The organism is Arthrobacter globiformis, assembly GCF_030817195.1.
Lineage (GTDB): Bacteria > Actinomycetota > Actinomycetes > Actinomycetales > Micrococcaceae > Arthrobacter > Arthrobacter globiformis_D.
The window spans coordinates 5077835-5096362 of sequence record NZ_JAUSYZ010000001.1; the positions used below are offsets into that span (position 1 = coordinate 5077835).

Sequence of the window (18528 nt, forward strand, 5' to 3'; positions counted from 1 at the left end):
TCCTGCACCGCCTGGGTGTGTCAGACCATTCAAGGCTGCGCCGCCAGGCATGTCACGAGGGCCGGCTACTCGTCTTTGCCGCCAGCATCACTCGCCTCCACCCACCGGTACGCAGTTCGGCGGTCGTTGACTGGCCGCCGAACTGCGTACTTCATTCAGATGTGGTTTGGCGCGCTCGTCAGGCCGGGGACAGCTCCTCGGCCCGCGGCAGCGGATCCAAGTGGCTGATGCCGGTGGGCGTGATCTGCAGGACCCGGGCCGTGGCGATGTCATAGAACAGCCCCGTCACATGGACGTGACCGCTCCGGACGGCGTCCTGCAAGCTGGCGTGCCGTTGCAGCCGCTCGAGCTGGACGGCAACGTTGACCATGGCCAGCTGGTCCACCGCGCCGTACCCGGCCTGCTCGGCGGCAATCCGGACGGGGTGGCCGGCATGGAACGACTCGAGGCTCGGCCGGCCGTGCTCCAGCCAGGACTCGACCGGGCAACGCTCCTCCTGCCCTTCCGGGCTCTGGTCTGCGGCCTTCTGGTCTGCGGCTTTCTGGTTTGCGCCAGGTCCGGCGAGCAGGGCGGTCATGGCTCCGCAGCTGGAGTGGCCGCACACCACCACCGACGTGACGGACAGCTCGTCGAGGGCGAACTTCAGGGATGCCTCAACCGACGGTTCGAGGCGGCCGCTCCCCACTACGTTGCCCACGTTCCGGACCGTGAACAGGTCCCCCGGGCCGCTGCTGGTGATCAGGTTGGGCACCAGCCGGGAGTCGGCGCAGGTGATGAACAGCGTGTCGGGATCCTGGAAGGTGGACAGTTCCTGGACGTGCGGGCGGAGCAGGTGGGCGTGGCGGCGGTGGTAGCTGTCCACGCCGTTGAGCACCGAGCGCACCGGTGCCGGGACGTGCCCGGCGGCCTCTGCGGCCAGCGGTGCGGTGTTCCGCTGCCAGCTCCGCCACGGCGCGAAGCCGCCGCGCAGCGCGGAGCGCGATGATCCGCGGGCGGGAGTTCCCGCCAGGGCGGCGTGCAGGGTGGCGGTGCCGGTTTCCTCGATCTCGACGCTGCCGCCATTATTGACGTGCCTCACGCGCCAGGCCTCCAGGGTGTCGTGGACCGGGTGGTCCAGGTAGTCGACGTCGAGCTCCACCGTGACGTGGGCCGCTGGCGGAACCGCGGCCAGCACCTTGCTCAGGCGGGGAAGCGACAGGAACGTGCAGGACCCGTCGATGACCACCCGCCAGCGGCCTTCAGCCGCACCGCCGAGGGGCTCCGCGTGGATGCTGGCCCGGACCACGCGCCATACGACCAGCAGCACAGCCAGGGCGAGCCCGATCAGCACCCCGGCGAGAAGGTTGACGAACACCACGGTGAGCAGCGTGGCGGCGTAGACGGCCAGGTCACCGGTGACACGCGCCGTCTGGAAATCGGCCACCTTCACGAGCCGGATGCCGATCATGATGAGCAGCCCGGCGAGCACGGCCTCGGGCACCAGCTGGATGACTCCCGCCAGCAGCAGCGAAAAGACCAGCACCCAGATGCCGTGCAGGATGGCAGACTTGCGGGTCCGCGCGCCCGCCTCAAGGTTGGTGGCGCTGCGCACGATCACGCCGGTGACGGGAAGCCCGCCCAGCATGCCCGACGTCACGTTGGCGGCGCCCTGGCCGAGAAGCTCGCGGTTGAAATCCGTACGCTCGCCGTGGTGCATCTTGTCGACGGCGACGGCGGACAGCAGCGACTCCACGCTGGCCACCAGGGCGATGGTGACAACGCCCACCGCGATGGCGGTCCACTCCCCCTGCGGCAGGTGCGGAAGCGAGAGGGCATCCAGCAGCGACCCGTCAAAGGTGATCCGGTCGACGTCGGAATTGAAGGGCAGCGACAGCAGGGTTGCTGCCACAACGGCAACGAGCGGACCGGGCACCCGGCGGAGTGCGGCCGGCATGTACTTCCATCCGGCGAGCAGCGCGATGACCACAGCCCCCAGGAAGGCGGCCTGCGGGTCGACGGCTGCCAGGCTGTCCGGCAGGGCCAGGATGTTGTGCAGTGCGGCTTCGCCCGCTTCGGCGCCGAGCATCACGTGCAGCTGCTGCAGGACGATGATGATGCCGATGCCGGCAAGCATGGCATGCACCACCACGGGTGCGATGGCCAGCGCGACGCGTCCCACCCGTGCCATCCCCAGCAGGACCTGCAGAACCCCGGCCGCCACGGTGATGGCACAGGTGACGGGCCAGCCGAACTGTTCGATGAGGCCGGCGACGATGACCGTCAGGCCCGCAGCGGGGCCGCTGACCTGCAGCGGTGCTCCGCCCAGGCTGCCGGCCACGATGCCGCCGACTGCGGCCGCGATCAGTCCGGCCATGACCGGGGCGCCCGACGCCGCGGCGATGCCGAGCGACAGCGGAACGGCAACGAGGAACACCACGAGGGAGGCCGGCAGGTCCCAGCGAAGGCCCGCCGTCAGGCGTGCCAGGACTGGTATCCGGCTCCTGCCGGGGTGGATGGGGTCTGGATCCATGGCGGCTGGGGAGGGCATATAAGTCCTTAGCTCGTTCGAAGGGTCCCGATCCACGCTATTGACGCCCTGACACAGGCCGCAAGGGGACCGCCCGTGAGAAGAAACACGAGGTCAAGCGGGACATAAAGCGAAAACTAGTGCACTAATCCATTCGTTTGCATAAAGTCCGCAGCACCTCCAAATGCGGTGTTCCCCATGGCGCATGGGCTCCACGCCGGGCAGGAAAACCGGTCGCCGTTCAAGTCACACGGCTTCCACGCACGGGTGACCATGTGTTCACCGGAGAAAAGAATTTCCGACGGCGGGTGCCGCGGCCGCCCGGACGGCCACCAGGTCGGTTATTGAGGGCCTGTTAAACAGCAGTGGACCCGTCCCGGGGGATGGATCCACTGCTGTTTAAGCCGGTGCTGTCAGGCGGCGTTAGCGCTTGACGGCGTCCAGCTTCAGCATCTTGGCGATGACGCTGTCGAGTTCGGAGTCGTCGAAGATCTTCTTCCAGTCGTCCTTGATGATGGTGTCCTTGCCGTACTGGATGGCGATTTCACAGGCCTCAGAGAACGGGTTGGAGCCGCGCAGTGCGTTGGTGAGGGCGATCTGCACGTGGCCGAACAGCATGGCCTTGGCAGCTTCCTCGGGCACGCCGGCGGTGTGGACGGTCTCGTGCAGCGCTTCGTTGAGCAGGGTGCCGATCATGCAGGCCACGGTCTCCACCAGGGTGGGCTCAAGGATGGCGAGCTGCTTCACGGTGACCCAGTGGACGTCGATCACGGGGGCGTAGATGACGCGGATGGTGGCCTCGGCGGCAGCCTTTGTGGCTTCCGAAGCGTCCTCGTCGATCGCGGCGACGACGTTCTGCGGGGCGCCCTGGCCACCGAAGGTGTCGGCCCATTCTTCCTTGGTGGTGCGCTCCAGGAACACGGACGGGTGGCAGGGGTGGGCCACGGCCTGCACGACGTCCTCGCGCTGGGCGAGCAGGCCGGCGTAGGCGGCAGCCGGGTCGAGCGTGAGGAGGATGGCGCCCGACTTCATCTGCGGAACGACGCCTTCGGACACGACGCCCAGGACGGTGTCCGGAACGGCGAGGATTACGACGTCGGCGCCCTTGACGGCTTCGTCGGTGGCGGTGATTTCACGGCCTTCGGCGCGGACGCGGTCCTGGCCGGCGGGTGAGTTCTCGGAGTAGAACACGGTGTGGCTGGACTTCTGGAGGTTCCGGGAAACGCGCATCCCCATCTTGCCTCCGGCTCCGATCACGGCGACGGTCAACTGTTCTGCAGACATTTCATTTGCTCCTTAGGAAATCGAGGCTTTGCTTGGTCCACTGGTTTTCGAGGCGGATAGTTTCGTCCTCGGAGTCCTGCCACGGCAGCCAGTGTTCGACGATCTGGTTGATGTTTCTTTCTTTGGGCTGGAGCTTCCGGACCATGTAGTCGTAGTCCAGAAGGCCTTCGCCGAGCGGCGCGCCGGAGTATGTGAACCCGACCCACCCCTCCTTGCGGCTGAACGCAAAGTCTTTGATGTGCATGTTCAGGACATGGGGTGCGACGGCGTCAATCACCTCACGCGGCGGCTCCAGGGCCGCCACGGTATTGGCCGGGTCGCTGCAGATGCCCAGGTACAGGCTTCCGACGCGCTCCACGACCTCCATGATCCGGGAGGTCGGGACCTGCTCGTAGGTCTCCACCGCGATCCGCACCCCGGCCGCCTTGAACTCGGGCAGGACCTCGCTGAAGATCTCCACCGCCTCGTCCGCCGTCGGGGTGTGGCCCGGGGTGTTGAACATGGTCCGCAGCAGCGGCGCCCCGAGGATCCTGGCGATGTGCAGGAACTTCCGCAGGTGCTCCGGCCGGATCCCCTTGGTGCCCAGCTCGAGGCTGATCCCGAGCGAGTCGGCGGTGGCCCGCACGGCCCGCAGTTCCTCCTCGGTCATGGTTTCCAGCGGTGCGTAGTCGCAGATCTGGAACAGGTCCACGCCCAGGGCCGCGGTCCGCTCCAGCGCCTCGTGGATGCTCAGCGGCTTGCTGACCCGATCCGAAAGCTGCCAGAAGAAGGCGTAGCTGCTCAGGCCAATCCGTGAACCCTGGCCAACCGTGGCGTTCATGCCCGGCCCCCAACGGGTTCCAGCAGCGCGGGTTCCAGCAGGCCGGGCTCCGTGAGTCCAAGACGGGCCGCGGCCTCATCCAGGATGTCCCGCACCGCGGACGGGTTGTGGGCGAAGCGGCCCAGGAACAGTCCGGTGACGGCGGGGCCGAGCTGGCTGATGAGGCCGGGGCCGGCGCTGCCGCCGTAAATGACCCGGCTGTCTTCCTGGCCCGGGCGGCTGCGCAGGTGGGCGTCCAGGCCGGTGATGACTTCGCTGATGAACTCCGGCGACGCCGGTTCGGCTGCGCCGATGGCCCACTGCGGCTCGTAGGCCACGATGGTGCGCCCGGTGCTGCCGAGGCTTCCGGCACGGTTCAGGACGCCGTCAATTTCACGGATGCAGTACTTGACGGCATCCGCCGCGGTGCCGCGGCCGGGTTCTCCCACGCACAGCACCGGGGTGAGGCCGTTGCGGTAGGCGGCAGCGGTCTTCAGCCCGATTACGTCGTCGTCCTCACCGAAGATGCGGCGCCGCTCGGCGTGGCCCACCTCGGCGTACCGGCCGCCGGTTTCGGCCACCATCTTGCCGCTGACCTCGCCGGTGAAGGCTCCTTCGTCCTCCCAGAAAATATCTTGGGCACCGGCGGCCGCCCCGGCGGCGGACATGATCCGCGCGCACTCGGGCAGCACCGGATGTGCCGGCAGGGCGAACAGTTCAATGTCGCCGCTGCGGACGGCCGGGTGGGCCGAGGCGATCCCCGCCACGTCCCGGCACCAGTCCAGGGTGCGCTCGTAGCCGAAGTACATCTTCAGGCTGACGCCGATGATGGCTTTGGGCTTGGAGGCCTTGTTAGCAGAAAGTGACACCTTCGTAGTCCTTAATCAGGGTGACTTTCTCGGCGGAGGCGGAGGACTCGTCAAAGGTGTAGGTCAGCCATTCCTTGGCGAGGCGGCGGGCGAGTTCCAGGCCCACGACGCGCTGGCCGAAGGTGAGGACCTGGGCGTTGTTGCTCAGGATGGAGCGCTCAACGGAGAAGGAGTCGTGCGCGGTAACGGCGCGGATACCGGGGACCTTGTTCGCGGCGATTGCCACGCCCAGGCCCGTGCCACAGACCAGCAGGGCGCGGTCGGCCTTGCCGGCGGCGATGAGTTCGGCGGCGGCGATGGCCACGGACGGGTACGGGGTGTGGCTGGTGGCGTCCACTCCGACGTCCTGCACGGACTCGACCAGGTCACTGGCTTCCAGGTCCGCCTTCAGGGCTTCCTTGTACTCGAATCCGGCGTCGTCGGAACCGACGACCAGGCGCAGTTTGGCGCTCATGCGTTCTCCTTAGTGGTGGTTGCTGCAGCTTTCGCCTCGGCGAAGGTGTTGTGGATGGCGCGGACGATCAGCGCCATGGATACGGCGCCGGCGTCGGGGGTGCCCAGGCTCTTCTCGGCGTGCGGGCGCGCCCTGCCCATGAGGGGCAGCAGGTTGGCGGTTCCCTCGGCGGCCTGCTGGGCGACGGTGGCCGCCGCGCCCCAGGCGTCGGTGAGGGACTGCCCGGAGTCGACGGCGGCGGACAGGGCGTCGCGGAACGGAACCAGCACGTCCACGAGGGTCTTGTCGCCCACCTTGGCCTTGCCAAAGCCCATGATCGCGGCCGCGGCGCCGGCGACTCCGGTGGCGACAGCGCCGGCGTCGGGCGTGGTGCTGTCCCCGATGGCGTCCCCGATGGCCCGCAGGGCCATGCCCCAGAGCGCACCGGAGGTGCCGCCGGCCCGGTCGGCCCAGGCGTCGGCGGCCAAGTGCAGGGTGCTGGCCGCACCGGCACCGCGTTCGACGGCGTCCGTTGCGGCCTCGACCGCTGCCCGGACACCGCGCTCCATGCCGATGCCGTGGTCACCGTCGCCGGCGATCGCGTCGATGCGGCCCAGTTCCTCGACGTTCGCATCGATGACGTCCTTGGCGGCACCGAGGGCGGCCAGGACGCGGACTGCAGCTGCGCGCGACTCGTCCGTGGCTTCCGGGATGGACGCCTCGGCCTCGGCGAGATCGACGTCGCCGGCTTCCAGGGCTGCGGCCGTGGCCGCGCCGCGGCGGAAGGCGGGAGCATCGCATGGTGCGTTCCAGAGGGTTTCGAGTTCCTCGTCCAGCCAGAACAGGGTCAGCGAGGTGCCGGCCATGTCGAAGCTGGTGACCAGCTCGCCGACCTGCGGGTCAACGGCTTCCAGTCCCGCCTCGGCCAGGAGCTGGGCGACGCGGCGGTAGACCACGAACAGTTCCTCGTACTTGACGCTGCCCAGGCCGTTGAGGATGGGCACCACACGGGCGCCCTTGGCCTCAAGGCCCTCGGGAACCTCGGTGAGGAGCTTGGCCACGAGCAGTTCGGCGAGCTCATCCGCCGTCGGGATCTCTGTCTCATCGATGCCGGGCTCGCCATGGATGCCCATGCCCACGGCCATCCGCCCCTCGGGGACGGTGAACAGCGGGTTCTCGGCCCCGGGAAGGGTGCAGCCGGTGAACGCGACGCCAAAGGAGCGGGTGCGGTCGTTGGCGCGTTCGGCGATTTCGACTGTGCGGTCCATGCTGTAGCCGGCCTCGGCCGCGGCGGCCGCGACCTTGAAGACGGTCAGGTCCCCGGCGATGCCGCGCCGCTTGCCGCGCTCCTCCAGCGGAGCGGAAGAGACGTCGTCGGTAACGGCGATGCTGCGGCAGTCGATGCCCTCACGGCGAAGGCGCTCCTGGGCCTGGGTGAAGTGCAGGACGTCGCCGGCGTAGTTGCCGTAGCCCAGCAGGACGCCGCCGTTGTTGTTGGCGGCTTTGGCCACGCTGTAGACCTGCTGTGCCGAGGGGGACGCGAAGAGGTTGCCCATCGCGGCGCCGTGGGCCAGGCCCTGCCCCACCAGGCCGGCGAACGCCGGGTAGTGGCCGGAGCCGCCGCCGATCACCAGTGCCACAGTGTCCGGGGTGCTCTTCGTGCTGCGGGCCACGCCGCCGGAAACGCGCCGCACCCACCGGCCGTGCGAGGCAACAAAGCCCTCGATCATCTCATCAGCAAACGCTGCGGGTTCATTGAACAGGCGGGTCATTGCGGTTTCTCCTGAAGGGCTGTGGGCCGGTGGTTGAGCTCGTCGAAATCCGGCGCTTGAGCTTGGGGCCCCGACCGCCGGGTTCCCTGACCGAGCTTGCGAGGTTTGGGGCGGTTGGGGAGCGAAATCGGTTTGGTGTGGTTGCGCCCTCCTTGGCAGAGGGCGCAACCGGCTTTGGGTGCCGGTGGAACCTAGGGCTCGGAGTGGTGTCCTGCGCCCGTGGGGTCCAGCGCCTCGGCGGGCACGCCCTCACTGACCTTGCCGGAGCGGCTCAGGGCCACCATCAGGATGCAGGACAGGAGCATGAAGCCGCCGACGACGAACATCGGAACGGTGTAGTTGCCGGTCCAGTCCTTGAGCCAGCCGGTGATGTAGCCGGCGCTGAAGCCTGCCAGGTTGCCCACGGTGTTGATCAGGGCGATGCCGGCAGCGGCGGCCGCACCCGTGAGGAACTGGGTGGGAACGGTCCAGAAGTTGGGCAGTGCCGCGAAGATGGACATGGCCGTGATGGTGATGACGGCGATGGTGGCTGCCGGGGAGCCGGCGAACAGGGCCAGCGGGATGCTCAGGCCGCCGATGAGGGCCGGAAGGGCGATGTGCCAGGTCTTCACGCCGCGCTTCGTGGCGTCCTTGGACCAGAAGTAGAGCGCGAACGCTGCCGGCAGGTACGGGATCGCGGTGATGAGCCCCTTCTGGAGCACATCGAACTTGGTACCGTAGAGCCCTTCGAAGCCGGCGATGATGGTGGGCAGGAAGAACCCCAGGGCGTAGAGGCCGTAGATGAAGCCGAAGTAGATGGCGGACAGCATCCAAACACGGCCGTTGCCGAAGACGGTGCGGACGCTGACGTGCTTGTTGCTTGCGGCGGTTTCGTTCTTTTCCTTCTCCAGGGCACCGGTCAGCCAGGTCTTTTCTTCAGTGGTGAGCCACTTGGCCTTTGCCGGGGAGTCTGCCAGGTAGAACCATGCGATGACACCGATGATGATCGCGGGGAGCGCAACGCCGAAGAACATGACGCGCCAGCCGGCGAGGCCAAACAGGCCGTGCTGCTGGATGAGGAGGCCGGCCAGCGGGGCACCGATGACAGTGGTCAGCGGCTGGGCCAGGTAGAAGAGGGCGAGGATCTTGCTGCGGTGCCGTGCCGGAACCCAGAGGCTCAGGAAGAGGATGGCTCCCGGGAAGAAGCCGGCCTCGGCCACACCGAGGATGAAGCGCAGGATGTAGAGCTGCTCAACGTTGCCAACCCAGGTGAACAGGAGCGAGACGATGCCCCAGCTGACCATAATGCGGGCCAGCCAGCGCCGGGCGCCGAACTTGTGCAGGGCCAGGTTGCTGGGGACCTCGAGCAGGATGTAGCCGATGAAGAAGACGCCGGACGCGAAACCGAACTGCGCCGCGCCGAGGGCCAGGTCTGTGTTCATGCCGTTGGGGCCGGCAAAGGAGATGGCCGTGCGGTCCAGGTAGTTGATGAAGAACATCAAAGCGACGAACGGCACCAGCCGGATTGCCACTTTCCTGATTGCAGATCTTTCGACCACCGATTGTGTGGTGTCCACATTGACTCCTAGGTGTTGGTGTCCCCGGCCGCGTCCTGCTCTGGATGCTTGGGGGCTGTCTCAATGCCGTCCGCCGGAAGGAGACCGGCATTGGCTACGCGTTGTGAGACCAACCATACGGCCGCAACGTCAAATTGGTCAACCGGTTGACGTCTTTCCGCGCTCGAGTCGTTTTCCCCGGAAATTGGTCAGCCGGTTGCTACGCTTTGAAGATGTCCGAAAACTCCGCAGCCGCTACGGCCAAGATCAGCGCCGCCCTCGGTCCCATGGAACAGGGGTCGGTGGTGTCCGAGGTTGCGGAACGACTGCTGGCCTACTTCACCAGCGGAGACATAGCAGTCGGAACCAGGCTCCCGGCCGAGCGGACGCTTGCCGCCTCCCTCGGTGTGGGCCGGTCAGCCGTCCGCGAAGCATTGGCGGCCCTGGAGATCCTGGGCATTGTGATCGTCAGGCCAGGATCGGGAACGTACCTGCGGGACGGCATCTCGGAACTGCTGCCCCGCACCCTGAGCTGGGGACTTATGCTCGGCGCTCCCCGCACCCGCGAGCTGGTGGAGCTAAGGAGCGGGCTCGAGGTGCAGGCAGCGCAGCTGGCCGCTGAACGCATCGACGACGCAGCACTGGACCGCATGCGCACCAACCTGCAGACCATGGAAGACAGCCTCGAAGACCTGGCCGCGTTCGTCGAGGCAGACGCCGCCTTCCACCGCGAGATCGCTGTCAGCTCGGGCAACCAGGTACTCCGTGAACTGCTGCAAAGCATTCGGTCACTGCTTCGCATCTGGGTTGACCGCGCCCTGACCGACGAAGGCCACGCCGCCGCAGCCCTCAAAGAACACCGCGAAATCTTCACCGCGCTGGAAGCCCATGATCCTGCCGCCGTCACCGCGACGATGCGCTCACACATGCAGACCGCCTCGCGGCGGCTGCTCGCGGGGTTCGACGCCGCCCAGTAGGCGCCGCCGGGTAGGGGCTGCAGCGGGCGGGCTGCCCATTTTGGGGGTGTGCCCCGTCAGGAATCTCGAAGGCCATGGCGTCAGCCTGTCTCCATGGTCAATGCCCAAAGCGAGCCTTCCGGCTCCCGCGTCAGCCAGGCCCTGATGATGCTCGACATGGAGCAGCGGGACGTCCTGCTCGCCCTGCATTACGGGCGGCTCACGGTCGCCGAGGTGGCAACGCAGTTCGGCATTTCCCCTGCCCTGGTCAGCCACCGGGCTCTCGCCGCCCTGAGGACCCTCCGCCGGCTGCTTGACCAAGGCGCACAGACCCCGTAGGACCACGATTGCGGGTTGCCGAGTGAGGGCTGGAAAGCAACGGTTTTTCTGACCTGTATTGCACGCAAAAGATCGCTTTATCTTATGTGATTTCCGGCTCATACTTTTGGAGTCGGCCCCCAGGAGAGAACGAGACTTCCATGACCAGCACCGCTACTGATTACCGCACGAATCAAGGCAAAGACGCCCGAATGAATGACATCTGCGACGACGCCGCCTACTGCTTTTACTGCAACGGGCCGGAGACCGACTGATGGCCGGCCCGGCACAGTCCCTGCCCCCGCAGCTGCGCCGGCGTCCGAGTCCGGAGCAGGACGCATGAAACCCTGGCGCCTCCGCGAGTTCCACCCGGAGGACCTTGACCAGCTGGTGGAGGTCTGGCAGGAGTCCCGGAATTCCGGCAAGCCCGCCGTCTACAGCCTGTCCGAGGTCCTTTCCGCCTGCACGGATCAGCAGGCCGTCGTCGCAATCGCCGGCGAACGGCTGATTGGAGCCGCTGCTGCCAACATCGAAGAAGACCGCGCCTGGGTGATCATGCTCGCCCAAGCCTCAGACTGGCGGGACCAGGGGCTGGGCAGCGCGCTTCTTGCCGGCCTGGAGTCACGGCTCATGGCCCGCGGAGTACTTCGGATATCCGCGCTGGTGCGCTCGAGCGAGTCACCCGTCAGGGCCTTCTCAAACAGCAAATACGGCGTCGAGGACGGCCTCCTGTATTTCGAGCGCGTGGTCCCGGTCCAGCGCCAGGAGATAGGACCGCTGAGCCAGCTGGGCGGCCGGGTGCTCGCCCGGGGCCTGTGGGAGTCGATGGCGGGCATGCACAAGGAGAAGGAACTCATTGAGCAGCGGCTGATCCTCCCCCTCGCGCGGACCGTTCTTGCCGCCTCCCTAGGCGTCGTTCCGCCGCGCGCAGTCATGTTGTTCGGGCCTCCGGGGACCGGAAAGACCACCTTCGCGAAAGCTGTGGCTTCGCGGCTTGAATGGCCTTTCGTCGAGGTTTCCCCGTCCCGCCTGGCCTCGGACCCGAGGGGGCTGGCCGCAGCGTTGCGGCAGACCTTCCAGGACATTTCGCACCTCGACCATGCAGTTGTCTTCATTGATGAGGTGGAGGAGATCGCGGCGCAGCGCGGCGGGAAGCCTCCCTCGCCCCTGCAGGGGGTCACGAATGAACTGCTGAAGATCATTCCCGCTTTCCGTGAGCAGGAGGGCCGGATACTCATCTGCGCCACCAACTTCATCCGTGCCTTGGACACGGCGTTTTTGCGGCACGGACGGTTCGATTACGTGATTCCCATCGGGCTGCCCGATCCCGCCGCCCGGGAGGCCATCTGGATGAAATACATTCCGGAAGCCGCCGCCCGGCACGTGGATGTTCCGGCCCTGGCCCGGCAAACGGAACGCTTTTCCCCCGCGGACATCGAATTCGCCGCACGGAAGGCGTCGCAGCGTGCTTTGGAGTGCGCGGTGCGAGCGTCACCTGACGGCGCGGGAGATGCTGCTGACGGCTCGTTGACGACGGACAGCTACCTCAAGGCTGTCAGCCAGACCAAGGCCACGGTTAGCGAATCCATGGTCAGTGAATTCAGGGAGGACATCGAGCGCCTGGCCCGTACCTAGACCGATATATCCGGACCTTGACATGCCGCCCGGCCGGGCCTACAACGTGGCATAGCAGGCAGCAGCATCCGCGGTCCAAGCCTTCATCCCCAGAGCAGGAACATCCACAACAGGAGGTCAAGATGCCAGGTCTAATCCGCAAGAGTTTTGACTCACCCGAGGAGACTCGGCCGTTTGAGGGCGGCAAGGGCCAGCTCCAACTGGTCAACATGGAGAGCGGCGGCGTCGGCCGGGCCACGTTCGAGCCGGGCTGGAGGTGGTCGGAACATGTGAAACCGATCGCGCAAACGGACAGTTGCCAGGCCGCACACATGGGATATTTCATCTCCGGGCGCATGAAAGTCGTCATGGATGACGGCGAGGAGATGGAGTTCGGGCCTGGCGATTTCGGCATCATCCAGCCCGGACATGATGCCTGGACCGTTGGCGATGAAGCCTGCGTGGTGATCGACTGGCAGGGGTTTGCGGACTACGCGAAGAGGTGACCAGTACGCCGGCGCCGCTCCAACCACCGTTTGGGTGAGGTGGCGCCGTTTGGATGAGTCGGCGCCGGGCGTGACATCATACGGAACATGGCCCAGAAAATTGCGTTCCAGGGTGAGCCCGGCGCCAACTCAGATATAGCCTGCAAGCAGATGTACCCCGGCCTGGACAGCATTCCCTGTGCCAGCTTTGAGGACGCCTTCGAGCTGGTGTCCAGCGGCGAGACGGATCTGGCCATGATCCCGATCGAGAACTCCATCGCCGGCCGGGTGGCGGACATCCACCTGCTGCTGCCTCACTCGGGCCTGCAGATTGTGGGAGAGTTCTTCCTGCCCATCCACTTTGATCTCCTCGGAATCCCGGGCAGCACCATAGAGGGTGCCACCGAGGTCCACAGCCACATCCATGCCCTGGGCCAGTGCCGGAAGCTCATCCGCGAGGCCGGGCTGAAACCCGTGATCGCCGGCGATACTGCCGGGTCGGCGCGCGAGGTGCGCGAGTGGAACGATCCCACCAAGCTGTCCCTCGCGCCGCCGCTCGCTGCCGAACTGTACGGCCTTGAGGTCCTGGCCTCGGCGGTCGAGGATGATCCCTCCAACACCACCCGCTTCGTGGTCCTGGCCCGGGAAACCGAACTGCCCACCCGGGAGGCACTGCCCGGCCCGGCAGTCACCAGCTTCGTGTTCCGTGTGCGGAACGTCCCCTCCGCCCTCTACAAGGCCCTGGGCGGCTTCGCCACCAACGGCGTGAACATGACGCGGCTTGAAAGCTACATGGTGGGCAACGAGTTTGCCGCAACCATGTTCATGGCCGATGTGGAGGGCCACCCCGAGGACCTGCCGCTGAAGCTTGCCCTTGAGGAACTGGACTTCTTCACCACCGAGGTGTGGATCCTTGGCGTCTACCCGGCCGCCGACCACAGAACACAGCGGGCCGCTGGCAACTAACCCGCAGCTTTGCCCTGCGGCTTGTTCCGGTCCTTGAGGAACTCCCGGACCAGGAGCCCTGCCAGCAGGGCCCAGAACGCTGCCCCGATGCCTATGAAGCTCATCCCAGATGCGGCCACGAGGAAGGTCACGACGGCGCCCGTCCGCTCGCCCGGTTCTGCCAGCGCCGAGGCGGCTGAGCCTGCGAGCGTGCCCAGCAGGGCAAGTCCGGCGACGGCTTCCAGCACCCCATGCGGAGCCGCAGCCACCAGCGCGGCGAGCCCGGCGGAGAAGGCTCCCAGGAGGAGGTAGGCCAGTCCTGACACGACGCCTGCCACCCAGCGCCGGGCGCGGTCTGCGCCTGCTTCCTCCCCGGCGGCCAAAGCGGCGCTGAGCGCGGCAAGGTTGATGGCATGGCCGCCGAACGGCGCGGCCAGCAACGTGCCGGCGCCGGTGACCAGCATGGAGGCACGCCATGGCGTCCGGTAACCGAAGGACCCCAGCACCGCCACTCCTGGGACGTTCTGGGATGCCATGGTGACGATGTACAGCGGGAGGGCGATCCCCGCCACGGCGCCGAGCGACCAGGCAGGCGTGGTCCACTCCATCGCCGGGAGCAGGCCGTCCGCCGGCACAGGCCGTCCTTCAACAACCAGCTGGACCACGATGCCGGCGAGCGCCACGGCCAGCGCGCCGGGCACCGACCAGCGGGGCGCGAACCGTGACAGCACCAGCCAGCAGAGCAGCACCGGAACCACCAGCAGCGGAGCGGTCTGCAGCGCCTCCACGGGGGCAAGGCACAGGGGCAGCAGAACCCCCGCCAGCATGGCTTGCGCCAGGGGCGTGGGGATGCTGCTGATGAGCCTGCCCAAAGGGCGGATCATCCCCGTCACAGCGATCAGAACCCCGGTCACCAGAAAGGCGCCGACGGCGGCGGCCCACCCCCCGTCGGGAATTCCGGCGACGGCCAGCAGGGCGGCCCCCGGCGTTGACCAGGCAAGGGTTACCGGAAGCCGGCTCCGCCAGGCGAGGAGCACGACGCCCGCACCCACCGCCAGGCAGAGTGCCAGGAGGCCGCTCGACGCCTGCTGCGGGTTTGCCCCCACGGCACGGAGGCCGGAGAGGACCACAGCGAAGGTGGAGGTGAAGCGGACAAGCGCCGTCACGATGCCCGCCACGACCGGCCTTACCGGTCCCTCGGAAACCGGGGAGAAAGGGACGCGGGTTATTCGGGGCGATGACAGCGGCATGTGAAAGTACGTTACCGGAGCCTGGCCTGCCGGCACCTTGTCATCGGGTCCACGGGGATGCAGACTTTGGTGCACCACCTGTCCTGACTGCCAGGCCCAAGGAGTCCGCCGTGAACCCATTGCATGCGCTAGTTGATGCCATTGAACACTTCGACCGGCTGGACGGGGTGGCTTCGGCCATCTCCAAGGCCGCCGGAAAGGCGGTTCAGCCGCGGTTCATCCGCAACACCCTCAGCGGCACATCACTGGGCCATCCGCTGCATCCCGTCCTGACTGACTTCCCCATCGGGGCCTGGACCATGGCGACTGTCCTGGACACCGTGGGAGGGCCCGCCTCCGAGCCAGCCGCGGACATCCTGGTCGCCGTCGGAATAGCAACAGCCGTTCCAACCGCAGCCGCCGGCCTCAACGACTGGTCCGACACGCAGGGAAAGTCACGGCGGGTGGGGCTGGTCCACGCGGTCGCCAACGGATCGGCGCTCTGCCTGTTCTCGTCCTCGGCCGTAGCCCGGGCCTCCGGGAGCCGGACCATCGGAAAGGCCCTTGGGCTGGCCGGGTTCGGGGTACTGATGTTTGGCGGCTTCCTCGGCGGCCATCTCAGCTACGGCAACGCGGTCAACGTCAACAAGACGGCAGGCAGGACGGGCCCCAAGGAGTGGACGCCCGTCCTGGCCGAGTCCGAACTCGCGGACGGTGACCGCCGGAAAGTCGACGCAGGAAACGTCTCGGTCCTGCTGCACCGGTCAGGTTCCGGCATCCTGGCCCTGGACAGCGTGTGCAGCCACATGGGAGGTCCGCTCGAGGAGGGAACGATCGCCGATGGCTGCGTCACCTGCCCCTGGCACGGCAGCACGTTCCGGCTCGGGGACGGCCACATAGTCCGGGGGCCGGCAACCACTCCCCAGCCAAGCTACGAAGCCCGGGTGAACGACGGCCAGATTGAGGTCCGCCGGAGGACACCGTGGGAATAACGGATCCCCAGGCCATACACATGGCCTGGGCCGCGCGCTTCAATGCCAGGGACGTTGACGGAATGCTGGAATTCTTCGAGCCGGATGCGGTGTTTGTTCCCCAGCCGGGCATGCCCACAACCGGCGAAGACAGCGTCAACGCGATGATGGGATTCCTCCAGGCGGGGCTGCCGATCAGAATGACCACCCGCCATGTCTACGTCATCGGCGACCTTGCCTTGGCCATTGCCGAATGGGCCATTAAGGGCACTGCGGCTGACGGGAGCAACGTCGACCTCCACGGCAGAACGGCCGACGTCCTGCGCAAGGGACGCGAGGGATGGAAGTTCGCCATCGACAACCCCTTCGGCACAGCCTGAATCGCGAGCTGCGTGTTGCCTGACTGACTCCGCCGGCGCCGAATAAACCCGCGCCGAAAAAAATTCCAGGGCACCTGTCGATTTCCGCCGGACCCGTTCGACGGGATAGTAGACGGACGCACACGGCGTCCACGTCAAGGCAAGGAGAGAACCATGAAGTACATGTTCATCATGCGCGCCACGGACGAAGCCATCGAAGCCTCGAAGCAGGTTCCGTTCGAGGAGATCCTCAACCAGATGGGCGCCTACAACGAACAGCTCATCAAGGCCGGCGTCATGCTCGCCGGCGAGGGCCTGACCGACCTGTCCGAGGGATCGGCCTTCGTGGTCGATTTCTCCGAAGAACCGCCCGTGGTGACGGACGGCCCCTACGGCGAAACGCATGAGCTGTTCAACGGCTTTTGGATTGTCCAGGTGGCTTCCAAAGAAGAGGCGAAGGAGTGGGCCAGCCGCTGCCCGCTTGGTCCCGGTTCGAAGCTTGAGGTCCGCCGGATCGCTGAGGCCGACGACTTCGCCGACTTTGCGGACAACGAGTACATCAAGAAGGAAGCGGTGTGGCGCCAGGAGCTCAACCAGCCGTGAGCCGGGAGCGGGCGGTGGGCGGAGATGCCGTAAACGATGCGGCAGCCGCGGTACGGCGCCGGATTGATGCCCTCTGGCGCATCGAGGGTGCCCACATCGTCGCGGCCCTGGCCCGCGCCACCCGGGACGTTGGCTTCGCCGAGGATCTGGCCCAGGAAGCCCTGGCCGAGGCCCTGGTCCAGTGGCCGGAATCCGGGACACCGGACAACCCTGCCGCCTGGCTCACCGCCGTCGCCAAGCGCAAGGCCATCGACGCCTGGCGCCGGTCCGAACGGCTCGAGGAACGGTACCGGGCCAAAGCCCGGGACCTGGAAGACGACGACGGCGTGGCCTGGGTTCCGCTGGAGGACGACGTGCTCAGGCTCGTCTTCACAGCCTGCCACCCGGTCCTCTCCCGGGAGGCCCAGATGGCGCTGACGCTGCGGGTGGTGGGCGGCCTCACCACCGAGGAAATCGCAAGGCTGTTCCTCGTTCCCGTCGCCACCGTGCAGCAGCGCATCGTGCGGGCCAAGAAAACGCTGGCGGCGGCCCGGGTGCCGTTCGAGGTTCCCGAGCCCAACGAGTGGGGCGCCCGGCTGGGAGCGGTCCTCGGCGTCGTCTATCTGATGTTCACGGAAGGGTACGCCGCCACCACGGGAGATTCGTGGATCAGGCCCGACCTGGCCCACGAGGCCCTGCGGATCGGACGCATCCTGGCCGGGCTGGTCCCCCGCGAACCCGAGGCCCACGGACTGGTGGCCCTGATGGAGTTCCAGGCGTCCCGCTTCCCTGCCCGCACCACACCCGACGGGTCTCCGGTCCTGCTGGCGGACCAGGATCGGACCCGGTGGGACCGGGCGCAGATCGGCCGGGGGCGTGCCGCCCTGCGCCGCTGCGACGGGCTGGGCCGGGGCCGCGGCAACTACGCACTGCAGGCCGCGATCGCCGAATGCCACTCGACGGCGCCCAGCGTCGACGACACCGACTGGCAGCGCATCGTGCTGCTCTACGAGGCGCTGGGCAGGATCGCTCCCAGCCCCGTGGTGGAACTGAACCGGGCCGTGGCGGTCTCCATGGCCACCGGGCCGGCGGCCGCGCTGGCCATCGTGGACGGCCTCGCCTCCGGCGGAGCCCTGCGCGGAACGCACCTGCTGCCCAGCGTCCGCGGGGAACTGCTGGTCCGGCTCGGACGGACCGGGGAGGCGCGGTCCGAGTTCGTGACGGCGGCCGGACTGGCCAGGAACCAGCGCACGCGGGAGCTACTGGAGCAGCGGGCAGCCGGGATGTGACCGGCACCCGGTTCAGCCGGTGAAGATGACGTCCTTTGTCTCTGCCACTGCAGCCGTCCGGCCGGGCCCTCCATGGTATTTCCAGTAGAGGTTCGTGTGGGCTATGACCTGGCCCGGCGGAGGGGCACCCCATTCGGTCAGGTCCTCCGTGGTGTGGGCGTCGCTGACCAGTGTCACGTCGTAACCGCGGACGAACGCCCCGTGGATGGTGGACCTGATGCATTCGTCCGTCTGCGCTCCAGCGACCATCAGCCGGCCTACCGCCGCGGCGGCCAGCACCTGCTCCAGATCGGTGTCGTCGAAGGCATCGCTGAAGGACTTGTGCACCACCGGTTCCTGCTCGCGGCGCCTCAGCTCGGGCACATACTCCCAGGCCTCGCTCCCCCTCTCCAGCCGGTCGTCGGAGTGCTGGACCCAGACGACCGGAACCCCGGCTTCGCGGGCCCTGTCCACGAGCGCGGCGATGTTGGACACCACTGCGTCCCGCTGGTGCGCTCCGGCCACGACCCCCTTCTGCATGTCAAGCACCATCAGGGCGGTGTTGGGCCGGTCCGGCAGCGTGGTCATGATGGTCTCGGCGTG

Annotated in this window: 18 protein-coding genes; 9 read left to right on the forward strand and 9 right to left on the reverse strand. The window is 67.2% G+C overall.

Annotated features, from left to right (window positions below; translation table 11 throughout):
* Nucleotides 1-178 precede the first annotated feature (178 nt).
* From QF036_RS23335 to QF036_RS23365, 7 genes are all read right to left on the reverse strand, one after another.
* A complete protein-coding gene (locus QF036_RS23335) occupies nucleotides 179-2527 on the reverse strand; it encodes a bifunctional SulP family inorganic anion transporter/carbonic anhydrase (RefSeq protein WP_307105561.1) in 2349 nt (782 codons plus the stop codon).
* Nucleotides 2528-2929: 402 nt separating this feature from the next.
* The gene (locus QF036_RS23340) at nucleotides 2930-3790 is read right to left on the reverse strand and encodes a phosphogluconate dehydrogenase C-terminal domain-containing protein (protein WP_307105562.1); all 861 of its coding nucleotides are present in this window, start codon (nucleotides 3788-3790) and stop codon (nucleotides 2930-2932) included.
* 1 nt (nucleotide 3791) lies between these two features.
* Nucleotides 3792-4610 (reverse strand): sugar phosphate isomerase/epimerase family protein, encoded by an 819-nt coding sequence (locus tag QF036_RS23345; protein ID WP_307105564.1) that lies wholly within the window; start codon nucleotides 4608-4610, stop codon nucleotides 3792-3794.
* Nucleotides 4607-5458 carry a triose-phosphate isomerase family protein gene (locus QF036_RS23350; protein WP_307105567.1) on the reverse strand — a complete coding sequence of 284 codons (852 nt, stop codon included), beginning with the start codon at nucleotides 5456-5458 and terminating at the stop codon, nucleotides 4607-4609. The genes QF036_RS23345 and QF036_RS23350 overlap by 4 nt, the downstream gene beginning before the upstream one ends.
* A complete protein-coding gene (locus QF036_RS23355; RefSeq protein ID WP_307105569.1) occupies nucleotides 5442-5912 on the reverse strand; it encodes a ribose-5-phosphate isomerase in 471 nt (156 codons plus the stop codon). The genes QF036_RS23350 and QF036_RS23355 overlap by 17 nt, the downstream gene beginning before the upstream one ends.
* Nucleotides 5909-7663: a dihydroxyacetone kinase family protein gene (locus tag QF036_RS23360; RefSeq protein ID WP_307105570.1), complete on the reverse strand. Its 1755-nt coding sequence runs from the start codon at nucleotides 7661-7663 to the stop codon at nucleotides 5909-5911. Before QF036_RS23360 ends, QF036_RS23355 begins: the two co-directional genes overlap by 4 nt.
* A 191-nt stretch (nucleotides 7664-7854) precedes the next feature.
* Nucleotides 7855-9219, reverse strand: a complete 1365-nt coding sequence (locus QF036_RS23365; protein WP_307105572.1) for an MFS transporter — start codon at nucleotides 9217-9219, stop codon at nucleotides 7855-7857.
* A gap of 212 nt (nucleotides 9220-9431) precedes the next feature.
* Here QF036_RS23365 and QF036_RS23370 point away from each other — a divergent pair, with 212 nt between their 5' ends.
* From QF036_RS23370 to QF036_RS23390, 5 genes are all read left to right on the forward strand, one after another.
* Nucleotides 9432-10175 (forward strand): FadR/GntR family transcriptional regulator, encoded by a 744-nt coding sequence (locus QF036_RS23370; protein ID WP_307105573.1) that lies wholly within the window; start codon nucleotides 9432-9434, stop codon nucleotides 10173-10175.
* Between the two features lie 93 nt (nucleotides 10176-10268).
* Nucleotides 10269-10493, forward strand: a complete 225-nt coding sequence (locus QF036_RS23375; RefSeq protein WP_307105575.1) for a sigma factor-like helix-turn-helix DNA-binding protein — start codon at nucleotides 10269-10271, stop codon at nucleotides 10491-10493.
* A gap of 318 nt (nucleotides 10494-10811) precedes the next feature.
* Nucleotides 10812-12107 (forward strand): ATP-binding protein, encoded by a 1296-nt coding sequence (locus QF036_RS23380; RefSeq protein ID WP_307105577.1) that lies wholly within the window; start codon nucleotides 10812-10814, stop codon nucleotides 12105-12107.
* A gap of 122 nt (nucleotides 12108-12229) precedes the next feature.
* Nucleotides 12230-12592 carry a cupin domain-containing protein gene (locus tag QF036_RS23385; RefSeq protein ID WP_307105579.1) on the forward strand — a complete coding sequence of 121 codons (363 nt, stop codon included), beginning with the start codon at nucleotides 12230-12232 and terminating at the stop codon, nucleotides 12590-12592.
* A gap of 87 nt (nucleotides 12593-12679) precedes the next feature.
* Nucleotides 12680-13537, forward strand: coding sequence for a prephenate dehydratase (locus QF036_RS23390; RefSeq protein WP_307105581.1), 858 nt, complete (start codon nucleotides 12680-12682; stop codon nucleotides 13535-13537).
* Here QF036_RS23390 and QF036_RS23395 read toward each other — a convergent pair.
* Entirely contained in the window at nucleotides 13534-14766 is a 1233-nt protein-coding gene (locus tag QF036_RS23395) for a benzoate/H(+) symporter BenE family transporter (protein ID WP_307105584.1), read from the reverse strand. The two genes, QF036_RS23390 and QF036_RS23395, sit on opposite strands and share 4 nt — an antisense overlap.
* 110 nt (nucleotides 14767-14876) lie before the next feature.
* Between QF036_RS23395 and QF036_RS23400 the strand changes: the two genes are divergently transcribed.
* The 4 genes from QF036_RS23400 (at nucleotide 14877) to QF036_RS23415 (ending at nucleotide 17946) form a co-directional block, all read left to right on the forward strand.
* A complete protein-coding gene (locus tag QF036_RS23400) occupies nucleotides 14877-15737 on the forward strand; it encodes a Rieske 2Fe-2S domain-containing protein (RefSeq protein ID WP_307105586.1) in 861 nt (286 codons plus the stop codon).
* Between the two features lie 20 nt (nucleotides 15738-15757).
* Complete coding sequence (locus QF036_RS23405; RefSeq protein WP_307105588.1) at nucleotides 15758-16096, forward strand: YybH family protein; 339 nt, start codon at nucleotides 15758-15760, stop codon at nucleotides 16094-16096.
* Between the two features lie 153 nt (nucleotides 16097-16249).
* Complete coding sequence (locus QF036_RS23410) at nucleotides 16250-16678, forward strand: YciI family protein (RefSeq protein WP_076799765.1); 429 nt, start codon at nucleotides 16250-16252, stop codon at nucleotides 16676-16678.
* Complete coding sequence (locus tag QF036_RS23415; RefSeq protein ID WP_307105590.1) at nucleotides 16675-17946, forward strand: RNA polymerase sigma factor; 1272 nt, start codon at nucleotides 16675-16677, stop codon at nucleotides 17944-17946. Before QF036_RS23410 ends, QF036_RS23415 begins: the two co-directional genes overlap by 4 nt.
* A 12-nt stretch (nucleotides 17947-17958) precedes the next feature.
* Here QF036_RS23415 and QF036_RS23420 read toward each other — a convergent pair whose 3' ends face one another.
* Nucleotides 17959-18513 (reverse strand): cysteine hydrolase family protein, encoded by a 555-nt coding sequence (locus QF036_RS23420; protein ID WP_307105591.1) that lies wholly within the window; start codon nucleotides 18511-18513, stop codon nucleotides 17959-17961.
* Nucleotides 18514-18528: the final 15 nt, after the last annotated feature.

Bases quoted from the DNA above. Each gene is read 5' to 3' on its own strand.
- QF036_RS23355 (WP_307105569.1), bottom strand. From the start codon at position 5,912: ATGAGCGCCAAACTGCGCCTGGTCGTCGGTTCCGACGACGCCGGATTC.
- QF036_RS23420 (WP_307105591.1), bottom strand. From the start codon at position 18,513: ATGACCACGCTGCCGGACCGGCCCAACACCGCCCTGATGGTGCTTGAC.
- QF036_RS23375 (WP_307105575.1), top strand. From the start codon at position 10,269: ATGGTCAATGCCCAAAGCGAGCCTTCCGGCTCCCGCGTCAGCCAGGCC.
- QF036_RS23385 (WP_307105579.1), top strand. From the start codon at position 12,230: ATGCCAGGTCTAATCCGCAAGAGTTTTGACTCACCCGAGGAGACTCGG.
- QF036_RS23410 (WP_076799765.1), top strand. From the start codon at position 16,250: ATGAAGTACATGTTCATCATGCGCGCCACGGACGAAGCCATCGAAGCC.
- QF036_RS23380 (WP_307105577.1), top strand. From the start codon at position 10,812: ATGAAACCCTGGCGCCTCCGCGAGTTCCACCCGGAGGACCTTGACCAG.
- QF036_RS23370 (WP_307105573.1), top strand. From the start codon at position 9,432: ATGTCCGAAAACTCCGCAGCCGCTACGGCCAAGATCAGCGCCGCCCTC.
- QF036_RS23340 (WP_307105562.1), bottom strand. From the start codon at position 3,790: ATGTCTGCAGAACAGTTGACCGTCGCCGTGATCGGAGCCGGAGGCAAG.
- QF036_RS23390 (WP_307105581.1), top strand. From the start codon at position 12,680: ATGGCCCAGAAAATTGCGTTCCAGGGTGAGCCCGGCGCCAACTCAGAT.
- QF036_RS23395 (WP_307105584.1), bottom strand. From the start codon at position 14,766: ATGCCGCTGTCATCGCCCCGAATAACCCGCGTCCCTTTCTCCCCGGTT.
- QF036_RS23335 (WP_307105561.1), bottom strand. From the start codon at position 2,527: ATGCCCTCCCCAGCCGCCATGGATCCAGACCCCATCCACCCCGGCAGG.
- QF036_RS23345 (WP_307105564.1), bottom strand. From the start codon at position 4,610: ATGAACGCCACGGTTGGCCAGGGTTCACGGATTGGCCTGAGCAGCTAC.
- QF036_RS23360 (WP_307105570.1), bottom strand. From the start codon at position 7,663: ATGACCCGCCTGTTCAATGAACCCGCAGCGTTTGCTGATGAGATGATC.
- QF036_RS23405 (WP_307105588.1), top strand. From the start codon at position 15,758: ATGGCCTGGGCCGCGCGCTTCAATGCCAGGGACGTTGACGGAATGCTG.